We start from the raw sequence: 12,277 nt of genomic DNA, 5'->3' as shown, positions 1-12,277 counted from the left end.
GTGCAAACCACGAGAGCGGAACAGCCAGGCGGAATAAGCCCGGCCGTTCACAGCGTCCTCGCTGTGTTTGTTTCAAAGGAACCTCGACCACCGGAACACTGCCCGGCGGACGGGGTATCAACATATCTGGCGTTGATTTTTGGCACGCTGTTGAGTTCTCAAGGAACGGACGCTTCCTTTGTACTCACCCAAGCTACTCTCGGGCTTTCCTCCGGGCAGTTTCCCTTCGGTCTTGCGTTTCCGACTCTATCAGACCGTTTCCGGTTCCGATTTCCTCGGTGCTTTCCAGGTTTCCGCTTTCGCGTTTCCCTTTCCGGCGACTCCGACTTTATCAGAAGCTCTGAGTCGGAATTTCCGCCCGGTCCGGGTGACTCCTGACGCACGTTGCGTCGGGTTCCCCCTGGGCGGAGCCGTAAACGTACTGGAGCGGGGCGCCCCGATGCAAATCGAGGGGCCCCGCTCCGGAGCAGGCACTGACGGTGGGTCAGACCTCAACCACCACAGGCAGGATCATCGGCCGACGCCGGTAGGTGTCGGAGACCCACTTGCCGAGGGTGCGGCGGATGAGCTGTTGCAGCTGGTGGGGTTCGACGACCCCGTCCTGCGCCGACCGCTCCAGGACTTCCGTGATCTTCGGAGCGACCGCGCTGAAGGCTGAGTCCTCGATGCCGGAACCGCGAGCCTGGATGTGCGGACCGCCGGTGATCTTGCCGGTGGAGGAGTCCACGACGACGAAGACGGAGATGATGCCTTCGTCGCCCAGGATCCTCCGGTCCTTCAGCGCGGGTTCGCCCACGTCGCCGACCGAGAGGCCGTCGACGTACACGTAGCCGGCCTGGACCTTGCCCGAGATCTTGGCCTTGCCCTCGATGAGGTCGACGACCACGCCGTCCTCGGCGATGACGATGCGGTCGTGCGGAACGCCTGTCAGGGCGCCCAGTTCGGCGTTGGCCCGCAGGTGCCGCCATTCGCCGTGCACCGGCATCAGGTTCCTCGGGCGGCAGATGTTGTAGAAGTACAGCAGCTCACCGGCCGAGGCGTGTCCGGAGACATGGACCTTGGCGTTGCCCTTGTGGACGACGTTGGCGCCCCAGCGGGTCAGGCCGTTGATGACGCGGTAGACCGCGTTCTCGTTGCCGGGGATCAGGGACGAGGCCAGGATCACGGTGTCGCCCTGGACGATACGGATCTGGTGGTCCCGGTTGGCCATGCGGGACAGGGCGGCCATCGGCTCGCCCTGCGAACCGGTGCACACGAGGACGATCTCGTGGTCCGGCAGGTCGTCGAGCGTCTTGACGTCCACGACCAGGCCCGGCGGCACCTTCAGATAGCCGAGGTCCCTGGCGATGCCCATGTTGCGGACCATCGAGCGACCGACGAAGGCGACCCGGCGGCCGTACTCGTGGGCGGCGTCGAGGATCTGCTGGATGCGGTGGATGTGGCTGGCGAAGCTGGCCACGATGATCCGCTTGCCGGCTCCCGCGAAGACCTGACGCAGGACGTTGGAGATGTCGCGCTCCGGCGGAACGAAACCCGGGACCTCGGCGTTCGTGGAGTCGGAGAGGAGGAGATCGATGCCCTCCTCGCTGAGCCGTGCGAACGCGTGGAGATCTGTCAGCCGGTTGTCCAGCGGGAGCTGGTCCATCTTGAAGTCGCCCGTGTGGACCACCATGCCCGCGGGCGTGCGGATGGCCACGGCCAGGGCGTCCGGGATGGAGTGGTTGACCGCGACGAACTCGCAGTCGAAGGGACCGATGCGCTCGCGGTTCCCTTCGGTCACCTCAAGGGTGTACGGGCGGATGCGGTGCTCCTGGAGCTTGGCCTCGATGAGCGCGAGGGTCAGCTTGGAGCCGATCAACGGGATGTCGGGCTTCTCGCGGAGCAGGTACGGGACCGCTCCGATGTGGTCCTCGTGACCGTGCGTGAGGACGATGCCCTCGATGTCGTCGAGGCGGTCCCTGACGGACGAGAAGTCCGGCAGGATCAGGTCGATTCCGGGCTGCTCCTCCTCGGGGAAGAGCACCCCGCAGTCCACGATCAGCAGCCGGCCGCCGTATTCGAAGACGGTCATGTTCCGGCCGATCTCGCCGAGACCTCCCAGCGGGGTGACCCGCAGGCCACCCTCCGGGAGCGGGGGCGGTGGGCCGAGTTCAGGATGCGGATGACTCAAAAGACTCTCCTCACCATGCGCGCCACGTACCTGGGGCACGTGGCGCGCATGACGTTCGTGCAAAAGCAGTTGTGGATGGGGACGCAGGCGCTTTCGTCCTGCCTATTCAGTTGTGAAGTCTGGTTGGCGCGTCGTGCGACGTCCGTTGTCAGAGCTGTACCCCGCCGGCACCAAGATCGATCTTGAGCTGGGCGGTCTCCTCGGGCGAAAGCTCGACCATGGGGGCGCGCAGTGGTCCGGACGGCAGACCCTGGAGGGCGAGCGCCGCCTTGGTGGTCATCACGCCCTGCGTGCGGAACATGCCGGTGAAGACCGGGAGCAGCTTCTGGTGGATCTCGGTGGCCTTCTGGACGTCACCGGAGACGTACGCGTCGACTAGGGCGCGCAGCTCGGGGGTGACGACGTGGCCGACGACGGAGACGAAACCGACCGCGCCCACGGAGAGCAGCGGGAGGTTCAGCATGTCGTCGCCGGAGTACCAGGCGAGACCGGAGCGGGCGATGGCCCAGCTGGCGCGGCCGAGGTCGCCCTTGGCGTCCTTGTTGGCGACGATGCGCGGGTGCTCGGCGAGTCGGACGATCGTCTCGGTGTCGATCGGGACGCCACTGCGGCCGGGGATGTCGTACAGCATCACCGGCAGCTCGGCGGCGTCGGCGATCGCCCTGAAGTGGCGGTACAGGCCCTCCTGCGGGGGCTTGTTGTAGTACGGCGTGACGACGAGGAGGCCGTGGGCGCCGGTCTTCTCGGCGGCGCGGGCCAGCTCGATGCTGTGGTGGGTGTCGTTGGTGCCGACGCCGGCGATGATGTGGGCGCGGTCGCCGACTGCTTCGAGGACGGCTCGTACCAGGTCCGATTTCTCCGCGTCACCGGTGGTGGGGGACTCGCCGGTGGTGCCGTTGATGACCAGGCCGTCGTTGCCTGCGTCCACCAGGTGGGTGGCGAGCCGCTGCGCGCCGTCGAGGTCGAGTGCGCCGTCCGCCGTGAAGGGCGTGACCATGGCGGTGAGGACCCGCCCGAAGGGGGTCTGCGGAGTCGAGGTCGGAGCCATGGGTAACACGCTACTCGCTGCTCAGGGCACGGTCTGCCCTCGGGGGGCGGGAAAAGTCAGGACAAATGCGGAGCCCGGCACTGCCTGCTCGGGGGTTCAAGCAGTGCCGGGTCCGTTTGATCAGGCTAGATGAACTTCTCGAAATGCCGCAATACGGACACTTCGCTCGGCTGACCCGTACATCTGTGCCTGGCCGAAACTCGACGGCCCGCTACGGCGCTACCCGGCCGTTCGCATTGAACGCGGCGTGCGTCAGCGGCATGAGCTTCGCCCACTCCGCCTCCATCCGCTCGCCCACCATCTCGATCTCCCGCTGGGGGAAGGACGGCACCTTCGCGAGCTCGTGCTGGGTGCGCAGACCGAGGAAGTGCATCAGCGAGCGGGCGTTGCAGGTGGCGTACATCGAGGAGAAGAGACCGACGGGCAGCACCGCGCGCGCGACCTCCCGGGCCACTCCGGCGGCGAGCATCTCCTGGTACGCCTCGTAGGCGTGGACGTACGAGTCCTCCATGACCCGCCCGACCAGCTCCTGCTGCGCCTGCGTGCCCTCCACGAAGACGTACTTGCCGGGCCGGCCCTCCTGGACGAGCTTGCGGGCCTCGTCGGGGACGTAGAAGTGGGGCTGGAGTTCCCGGTAGCGGCCCGACTCCTCGTTGTACGAATTGTGGACGACGATCCCGTTGGCGAGGAAGTTGTGCCAGGGGCCTTCCACGGAGAGGTCGTACGTCATCTCCTCGCCGTCCTGTTCGACGGCGACGATCCGGTCCGGAACGGCTTTGGCGCTCTTGTCGTCTCGACGGGCCAGGGCCTGCTCGCCGGCACTCTTGATCGCATGGCACGGTTCGCACGCGGGGGCGAGGTTCTTCTCGTCGAGAGCCCGGGCCAGGTCGCCCGCCACCGGCACCACATGGTCCAGGGCGAGTTCCGACCGGGGGAAATCCTGGCCGCAGAGGTGGCAGGCGTCGATCTCCTTGATCAGCCGCTCTCGCTGCATGGAGGCCCACACGCCGATGCCGCGACCCAGGCTCGGCGGGACCGGTGCCTCCGACGGGTGGGGGACGGTTCCCGCCGCCATGACCGCGTCCCCGACGGCCAACTCCCCGGCCTTGCTCCAGCCCTCGGGCGTCAGCACCGCGTGATCGACCGTGCAGCGGAGCGTCTTCCCGGACTCGGTGGTGATCCTGATGAGCGGCTTCACCCCGGACTCGATGACGTCGACGATCCTGGCTCGCTGGGCCAGCAGCGTCTCCTCGTCGTAGCAGCGCACACGGTTGCGACGGACCGACTCGAGCTTGCGGATACGGGTATCGGGGTGCAGTTCCCGGAATTCCGCCACGGCGGACTCGGCGGCCTCACGACTCTCGTACAGGCCGAGGTAGTGGTTCTCCTCGCCGCGCCCGACCTGCGCCATCCACTTCCCGGCCCGGCCGTGCCAGGTCACTCCACCGGCGGAATGCGGGAGACCGTCCTCGACTCCGAGGTGCCAGAGCTTGTAGAGCTCCGCGATGGAACGCCGCCTGACATGGCCGGCCTCGCTCTCCAGCGTGATCTCTGTGTCTCCGGCGATGCACCAGCCCACCCGGTGCCGCATGAACTCGCGGAAGACGAAGATCGGGGCGCTGATGAAGAAGGTCATCGAGTTGTGCTCGAAGGGGCTGCCGTGCCGGTCCCGCATCAGGTAGTTGATGAGGCCCTTGGAGCGCTCGGGGTCCTTCGTCAGCTCCTCCAGGGACTGTTCGCCGGCAGTGGAGACTCGGGCGGCCCACAGCACGTCCGAATCGGCCGCGCTGTGCTTCACCAACTCGACGGTGACATCGCTGCGGAAGCTGGGCTTGAGGTCGTCGGCGGGGGTGTCGGTCACGGCTCGGAGGATCCTTCCCATTGCTGCGCTCGGGCGGCGCCCACTCTACGGCTCGGCGTCGCAGGGCGCGGGATGACCCGAGTTGCGCCTGCTTGTACCCCTGACGGGCCCCCGAAAGTGGTGGGGAGGGGCCCGGCTCGGTAGCCTCACCCGGCGAAAGCTGTGCGTGGATCGAGTGAGGACCAGCCGTGCCCCTGCCCTTCCTGACCGCCGACCGCGCCTTCGACCACACGGTGGACGAGGCGCTGCCGTTCGAGGACCGCGACCGCTGGCGACGCCCCTACCGCCCCGGTCCCTGGCGGGTCGGCGCGGCCGCGCTCCTGCTGCTGCTCGCCTCGTACGTGCTGGTCGCGGCCGTCATCATCGCGGTGGCCGACACCCCGCAGGCCGGTGCGATCTGCTTCGGCGGTGCCCTGCTGGTCATCGGCTGCGCCCTGCGGCTGCTGCGGGTCGGCATCTGGGTGAGTGCGCGGGGGGTGCGTCAGGTGGGCTTCTTCCGCACGCGTACCGCGTCGTGGGAGGCCAGCGTCTCGGTGCGTACCGTGCAGCAGCCGGTGCGCTGGCTCGGGCTGCCCCGGTCCGTGCAGGGACAGGCGCTGCTCCTCGTCCGTACGGACCGGGTGCAGGAGTACGTGACGCCGCTGATGACCACGCACAACGCCGACTTCCTGGCACGTACGGAGGCCTTCGACAAGGCGGCCGACACGATCGAGGCGTGGGCGGCGGAGTACGGGCGCGCCGCGTAATCGCACATACGAGTGAGGGGCCGATCCGCTGTGCGGATCGGCCCCTCACTCGTACGCGACCGCGCACTTGCGGGCACGGCGGCAGGTCAGACGGTCGGTGCCGGTCTGCCGTCGTGGAGGGCGATCGCGCGCTGCATGGCCTTGCGGGCCCGGGGGGTGTCGCGGGCGTCGTGGTAGGCGACGGCGAGCCGGAACCAGGTGCGCCAGTCGTCGGGGGCGTCCTCGGTCTCCTCCTTGCGGCGCGCGAAGACCTCGTCGGCCGAGTCGCGGTCGATGCGGCCGCTCGGGGTCCGCTTCAACTCGTCGACGGGCAGGCCCCCTTCGGAGTCGAGTTCGGCGGCGAGCTGGTTGGCCCTGCGGACGAACTGGGTGTTCTTCCAGAGGAACCACAGGCCGATCCCCGGCAGGACGAGCACGGCGACGCCGAAGGCGATCGTGATCGGTGTGCCGGTCTCGATGAGCAGGACCCCGCGGCTGCCGACCAGGACGAAGTAGACGACCAGGACGGCTGCCGTGACGGCGTAGGTGAGCTTCGCGCGCATGACTTCTCCCGGCCCGATCAGCCCAGGTCGAGGAAGTGTTCGAGGCCGAAGGTGAGGCCCGGGGTCGTCACCACGCGGCGGGCGCCGAGCAGGATGCCCGGCATGAAACTGCTGTGGTGGAGGGAGTCATGACGAACCGTCAGGGTCTCCCCCTCCCCGCCGAGCAGCACCTCCTGGTGGGCGAGGAGACCCCGCAGGCGTACGGCGTGCACGGGGACGCCGTCGACGTCGGCGCCCCGCGCGCCGTCCAGGGCCGTGGCCGTGGCGTCCGGCGCGGGGGCCGTGCCCGCGGCCCGGCGGGCCTCGGCGATGAGCTGCGCGGTGCGGGTGGCGGTGCCGCTGGGGGCGTCGACCTTGTTCGGGTGGTGCAGTTCGACGACCTCGACGGACTCGAAGTACGGCGCGGCGATCTGCGCGAACTTCATGGTCAGGACGGCCCCGATGGAGAAGTTGGGCGCGATGAGCACGCCCGTCTCCGGGGACTTCGCCAGCCAGCCGCCCAGCTGCGCGAGGCGTTCGTCGGTCCAGCCCGTCGTCCCGACGACCGCGTGGATGCCGTGGCGTACGCAGAAGTCGAGGTTGTCCATGACCGAGGCGGGGGTGGTCAGTTCGACGGCGACCTGGGCGCCGGTCTCCGCCAGGGTCTCCAGCTCGTCGCCCCGGCTCAGGGCGGCGACCAGCTCCATGTCCTCGGCGGCCTCGACGGCCCGCACGGCCTCGGAGCCGATACGGCCCCGGGCACCGATGACCGCCACGCGCAGCTTGCTCATTGCTTGGTTCCTTAACTGGGGTGTCAGGCGACGGCTTCGTGGAGACGGGACGCCTGTTTGTCCTTGAGCGGGCCGATCACCGACAGGGAGGGCCGCCGGCCCAGAATCTCGCGGGCCACGGAGCGGACCTCGTCCGGGGTCACCATCGCTATGCGGGTCAGCATCTCGTCGACGGACATCTGCTCGCCCCAGCACAGCTCGCTCTTGCCGATGCGGTTCATGATCGCGCCGGTGTCCTCCAGGCCGAGGACCGTGGAGCCGCGGAGCTGGCCGATGGCGCGCTCGATCTCGTCGTCGGGCAGCCCGTTCTCGGCGACCTGGTCGAGTTCGTCGCGGCAGATCTTCAGCACGTCGTGCACCTGGGACGGGCGGCAGCCGGCGTAGACGCCGAAGAGGCCGCAGTCGGCGAAGCCGGACGTGTACGAGTACACGCTGTAGGCGAGGCCGCGCTTCTCCCGGACCTCCTGGAAGAGACGGGAGGACATGCCGCCGCCGAGCGCGGTGTTGAGGACGCCGAGGGCCCAGCGACGCTCGTCGGTGCGGGCGAGGCCGGGCATGCCGAGGACGACGTGCGCCTGCTCGGTCTTACGCCCGACCAGTTCGACCCGGCCGGCCGTACGCAGGCCGCGGCGGCCCTCGCGCGGGGCGATCGGGGTGGCATCGGCGCGGGTGAGGGCGCCGGCGCTCTCGAAGGCCGCGCGGACCTGTCGTACGACCTTGTTGTGGTCGACGTTGCCCGCGCAGGCGACCACGAGGTGGGTCGGGTCGTAGTGCTTCTTGTAGAAGCGGCGGATGCGGTCGGCGGTGAGGGCGTTGACGGTGTCGACCGTGCCGAGGACCGGGCGGCCGAGGGGGGTGTCGCCGAACATGGTGTGTGCGAACAGGTCGTGCACGCAGTCGCCCGGGTCGTCCTCGGTCATCGCGATCTCTTCGAGGATGGCGCCGCGCTCCACGTCGACGTCCTCCTCGCGGATGAGCGAGCCGGTGAGCATGTCGCAGACCGTGTCGATGGCGAGCGGCAGGTCGGTGTCGAGCACGCGCGCGTAGTAGCACGTGTACTCCTTGGCCGTGAACGCGTTCATCTCGCCGCCGACCGCGTCGATCGCGGAGGAGATGTCGAGCGCGCTGCGGCGCGAGGTGCCCTTGAAGAGCAGGTGCTCCAGGTAGTGGGTGGCGCCGTTCAGCGCGGGCGACTCGTCGCGGGAGCCGACGTGCGCCCAGATGCCGAAGGTGGCGGAGCGCACGGACGGCAGGGTCTCGGTGACGATGCGCAGGCCGCCCGGGAGGGTGGTCTTGCGGACCGTGCCGATGCCGTCTCTGCCCTTGATCAGGGTTTGGGTACGGGCGACGGCCCGCGCCTCCGTGGAGGTGCGGGCCGTCGCCTGGGAGCTACGGGACGTCACTTGTCGCCGTCGTCCTTCTTGTCCTCGGAGCCGTCCTCGCCCTCGATCACGGGGATGAGGGAGAGCTTGCCGCGGGAGTCGATCTCGGCGATCTCGACCTGGACCTTGGAGCCCACGCCGACGACGTCCTCGACGTTCTCCACGCGCTTGCCACCGGCGAGCTTGCGGATCTGCGAGATGTGCAGCAGACCGTCCTTGCCCGGGAGCAGCGACACGAACGCGCCGAAGGTCGTCGTCTTCACGACGGTGCCCAGGTAGCGCTCGCCGACCTCCGGCATGGTCGGGTTGGCGATGCCGTTGATCGTGGCGCGGGCGGCCTCGGCCTGCGAGCCCTGCTGGGCACCGATGTAGATGGTGCCGTCGTCCTCGATCGTGATCTCGGCGCCGGTGTCCTCCTGGATCTGGTTGATCATCTTGCCCTTGGGGCCGATGACCTCACCGATCTTGTCCACGGGGATCTTGACGGTGATGATCCGCGGGGCGTTGGGGGACATCTCGTCCGGCGTGTCGATCGCTTCCATCATCACGTCGAGGATGTGGAGGCGGGCGTCACGGGCCTGCTTGAGGGCGGCGGCCAGGACGGAGGCGGGGATGCCGTCCAGCTTGGTGTCGAGCTGGAGGGCGGTGACGAACTCCTTGGTGCCGGCGACCTTGAAGTCCATGTCGCCGAAGGCGTCCTCCGCACCGAGGATGTCGGTGAGGGCGACGTAGTGCGTCTCGCCGTTGATCTCCTGCGAGATCAGGCCCATGGCGATACCGGCGACGGGGGCCTTCAGCGGCACACCGGCGTTCAGCAGCGACATGGTGGAGGCGCAGACCGAGCCCATGGACGTCGAGCCGTTGGAGCCGAGGGCCTCGGACACCTGACGGATCGCGTAGGGGAACTCCTCGCGCGTCGGCAGCACCGGCACGATGGCGCGCTCGGCGAGGGCGCCGTGGCCGATCTCGCGGCGCTTCGGGGAACCGACGCGGCCGGTCTCGCCGACGGAGTACGGCGGGAAGTTGTAGTTGTGCATGTAGCGCTTGCGCGTCACCGGGGAGAGGGTGTCGAGCTGCTGCTCCATCCGGAGCATGTTGAGGGTGGTGACGCCCAGGATCTGGGTCTCGCCACGCTCGAACAGCGCCGAACCGTGCACGCGCGGGATGGCCTCGACCTCGGCGGCCAGCGTACGGATGTCCGTGACGCCGCGGCCGTCGATGCGGACCTTGTCCTTGATGACGCGCTCACGGACCAGGGACTTGGTCAGCGAGCGGTACGCGGCGGAGATCTCCTTCTCGCGGCCCTCGAACTGCGGGAGCAGCTTCTCGGCGGCCAGACCCTTGACGCGGTCCAGCTCGGCCTCGCGCTCCTGCTTGCCCGCGATGGTGAGGGCCTGCGTCAGCTCGTCCTTGACCGCGGCGGTGAGCGCCTCCAGGACGTCGTCCTGGTAGTCGAGGAAGACCGGGAACTCGCCGGTCGGCTTGGCGGCCTTCGACGCGAGGTCGGCCTGGGCCTTGCAGAGCACCTTGATGAAGGGCTTCGCGGCGTCCAGACCGGCGGCGACGACCTCCTCGGTAGGCGCCTCGGCGCCGCCCTGGACCAGCTGGATCGTCTTCTCGGTGGCCTCGGCCTCGACCATCATGATCGCGACGTCGCCGTCCTCCAGGACACGGCCGGCGACGACCATGTCGAAGACGGCGTCCTCCAGCTCGGTGTGCGTCGGGAAGGCCACCCACTGGTTGTTGATCAGCGCGACGCGGACGCCGCCGATCGGACCGGAGAAGGGCAGACCGGCCAGCTGCGTGGACGCGGACGCGGCGTTGATCGCGACGACGTCGTACAGGTGGTCGGGGTTGAGCGCCATGATCGTGGCGACGACCTGGATCTCGTTGCGCAGGCCCTTCTTGAAGGACGGGCGCAGCGGGCGGTCGATCAGGCGGCAGGTGAGGATGGCGTCCTCGGAGGGACGGCCCTCACGGCGGAAGAAGCTGCCGGGGATCTTGCCGGCGGCGTACATCCGCTCCTCGACGTCCACCGTGAGGGGGAAGAAGTCGAGCTGGTCCTTGGGGTTCTTGGAAGCCGTGGTGGCCGACAGCACCATGGTGTCGTCGTCCAGGTAGGCCACGGCGGAGCCGGCGGCCTGGCGGGCCAGACGGCCCGTCTCGAAACGGATGGTGCGGGTGCCGAAGGAGCCGTTGTCGATGACGGCCTCGGCGTAGTGGGTCTCGTTCTCCACTAGCAAATTCTCCGATACTTTTCGTCTTTCGTCCCTGGGCCTGCCCGTGTGGCAGGGGGACGGTGGCGGAGAAGCGCGCCGTCTGGTGCGGGCCGGTCTTCGATCGAAGCCCTCGGGTTCGCAATCTCCCGGGGGCCACTACCGAGGACCGGCGGCGGCGAGGTGCGCTTCTCCTCGTACGTGTGCGTGCGTCGCCCTCCGGGCGCCTCACGCTGTGTCGTGCCTCTTGCGTTGTGCTACCACACTACAAAGGGGTGGTGACACTCCGCACGTTTCCGCCCGTACGTCCCGCGTGCGTCGGGGCCGCGCGCCCCCTGCCGACGGGGTCGGCGGGGCCGGCGGATTTCCGGTGCCTACAGCAAAGGGAGCGGTCCCCCGATCTCCCGGGAACCGCTCCCCTCACGGCGTCCTACTTGGCGCCCGCCGCACCGCGGCGGATGCCGAGGCGGTCGACCAGCGCACGGAAGCGCTGGATGTCCTTCTTGGCGAGGTACTGCAGCAGACGGCGACGCTGACCGACCAGGATCAGCAGACCACGGCGGGAGTGGTGGTCGTGCTTGTGGGCCTTGAGGTGCTCGGTCAGGTCCGAGATGCGGCGGGAGAGCATCGCGACCTGGACCTCGGGGGAGCCGGTGTCGCCCTCCTTGGTACCGAACTCGGTGATGATCTGCTTCTTCGTAGCGGCGTCGAGCGACACGCGATACTCCTCATGAGTCTCGTTGATGCCACCGAGTGCCCCTGGTCTGCGTCTCAGGGGGGCTTCTGTGACTCGGGTGGCGGGGGTCCGCTGGGGGCTACCTCCGGAGTCCGGAGGTGCGCACACAAACGGCCACGGGACAGAATACCAGCTTGGAGGGGTACGTCGGACCGGGGGCCGTGCGCGCCCCGGATCGCCTTCGGCGCCGAGCGTCGACCGTCGTGGCCGTCGCACCCCGGACCGCTTCGTGGGGGTGAAGCCGCTGACGTGAGGGAGAAGCCGCTGACGTGAGGGAGAAACCTTTATCCCGAAGGGGCGGGCGGGAAGCGGCCGGGCCGGGGACCACGCTGTCGCCGACGGTGCGCTGTGCGGACATCGGCAAACCCCTGACCAGGGCGAACGAGGACAAGTAGGGTGACCTGACAGCTTGTTGACACGAAGCTCGTCGACGCGAAGCTCGTTGGCACGGACGAAGGGACCCAGCCGCGATGGCCGAGGCCGAGGACAAGGAACTCAAGGCGCGCAAGGAGCGGGAGAAGGACGAGCTGTACGCCCTCGACATCTCCGGCGTCGAGTGGCACAGCGCGCCGGGGACCGAGGATCAGGAGGAGCGGGTCGAGATCGCCTACCTCCCGGAGGGCGCCGTGGCCATGAGGTCCTCACTCGACCCCGACACCGTGCTGCGGTACACGGAGGGGGAGTGGCGGGCGTTCGTACTGGGGGCGCGGGACGGGGAGTTCGATCTGGAGCCGGCACCGGGGGACGGGGCGCCGGCTGCGTAGAGGGCCGGGCGCGGGCGCGAAGCGCGGATCGGGCGAAGCGCG

The 12,277-nt window shown here is 68.8% G+C and carries 9 protein-coding genes and 3 pseudogenes; 2 read left to right on the top strand and 10 right to left on the bottom strand.

The window, feature by feature from the left end:
- Positions 1-484: 484 nt before the first annotated feature.
- The 5 genes and pseudogenes from H4687_RS33655 to H4687_RS46780 all read right to left on the bottom strand — a co-directional run.
- The gene (locus tag H4687_RS33655; RefSeq protein ID WP_046913584.1) at positions 485-2,170 is read right to left on the bottom strand and encodes a ribonuclease J; all 1,686 of its coding nucleotides are present in this window, start codon (positions 2,168-2,170) and stop codon (positions 485-487) included.
- A 148-nt stretch (positions 2,171-2,318) separates the two neighbouring features.
- The gene (gene dapA, locus H4687_RS33650; protein ID WP_005479644.1) at positions 2,319-3,218 is read right to left on the bottom strand and encodes a 4-hydroxy-tetrahydrodipicolinate synthase; all 900 of its coding nucleotides are present in this window, start codon (positions 3,216-3,218) and stop codon (positions 2,319-2,321) included.
- A 211-nt stretch (positions 3,219-3,429) separates the two neighbouring features.
- Positions 3,430-3,879, bottom strand: a pseudogene (gene thyX / locus H4687_RS47635) (FAD-dependent thymidylate synthase); the annotation flags it as partial.
- 3 nt (positions 3,880-3,882) lie between these two features.
- Positions 3,883-4,629, bottom strand: a pseudogene (locus H4687_RS47630) (HNH endonuclease); the annotation flags it as partial.
- 159 nt (positions 4,630-4,788) lie between these two features.
- Positions 4,789-5,079 (bottom strand): annotated as a pseudogene (locus tag H4687_RS46780) (FAD-dependent thymidylate synthase); the annotation flags it as partial.
- A gap of 188 nt (positions 5,080-5,267) precedes the next feature.
- On the opposite strand from H4687_RS46780, the gene H4687_RS33640 reads away from it, so the two are divergent.
- Positions 5,268-5,825: a hypothetical protein gene (locus tag H4687_RS33640; RefSeq protein WP_046913582.1), complete on the top strand. Its 558-nt coding sequence runs from the start codon at positions 5,268-5,270 to the stop codon at positions 5,823-5,825.
- Positions 5,826-5,911: 86 nt separating this feature from the next.
- Here the strand turns inward: H4687_RS33640 and H4687_RS33635 are convergent, their stop codons facing one another.
- The 5 genes from H4687_RS33635 to rpsO all read right to left on the bottom strand — a co-directional run bounded on the left by H4687_RS33635 (position 5,912) and on the right by rpsO (position 11,453).
- Entirely contained in the window at positions 5,912-6,367 is a 456-nt protein-coding gene (locus tag H4687_RS33635; protein ID WP_046913581.1) for a tetratricopeptide repeat protein, read from the bottom strand.
- A 17-nt stretch (positions 6,368-6,384) separates the two neighbouring features.
- A complete protein-coding gene (gene dapB, locus H4687_RS33630) occupies positions 6,385-7,137 on the bottom strand; it encodes a 4-hydroxy-tetrahydrodipicolinate reductase (RefSeq protein ID WP_046913580.1) in 753 nt (250 codons plus the stop codon).
- Between the two features lie 23 nt (positions 7,138-7,160).
- Positions 7,161-8,540, bottom strand: a complete 1,380-nt coding sequence (locus tag H4687_RS33625) for a M16 family metallopeptidase (protein WP_046913579.1) — start codon at positions 8,538-8,540, stop codon at positions 7,161-7,163.
- Entirely contained in the window at positions 8,537-10,756 is a 2,220-nt protein-coding gene (locus H4687_RS33620) for a polyribonucleotide nucleotidyltransferase (protein ID WP_046913578.1), read from the bottom strand. The genes H4687_RS33625 and H4687_RS33620 overlap by 4 nt, the downstream gene beginning before the upstream one ends.
- Before the next feature lie 409 nt (positions 10,757-11,165).
- Positions 11,166-11,453: a 30S ribosomal protein S15 gene (gene rpsO / locus H4687_RS33615; RefSeq protein ID WP_046913577.1), complete on the bottom strand. Its 288-nt coding sequence runs from the start codon at positions 11,451-11,453 to the stop codon at positions 11,166-11,168.
- A gap of 488 nt (positions 11,454-11,941) precedes the next feature.
- Here rpsO and H4687_RS33610 point away from each other — a divergent pair, with 488 nt between their 5' ends.
- Positions 11,942-12,235 (top strand): DUF397 domain-containing protein, encoded by a 294-nt coding sequence (locus H4687_RS33610; RefSeq protein WP_050398031.1) that lies wholly within the window; start codon positions 11,942-11,944, stop codon positions 12,233-12,235.
- The last annotated feature ends 42 nt before the right edge of the window (positions 12,236-12,277 follow it).

It is taken from the genome of Streptomyces stelliscabiei, assembly GCF_014873495.1.
GTDB classification, from domain to species: Bacteria; Actinomycetota; Actinomycetes; order Streptomycetales; family Streptomycetaceae; genus Streptomyces; species Streptomyces bottropensis.
Note: the sequence above shows the minus strand (reverse complement) of the source record. Positions and strands in the feature narration are given on the sequence as shown.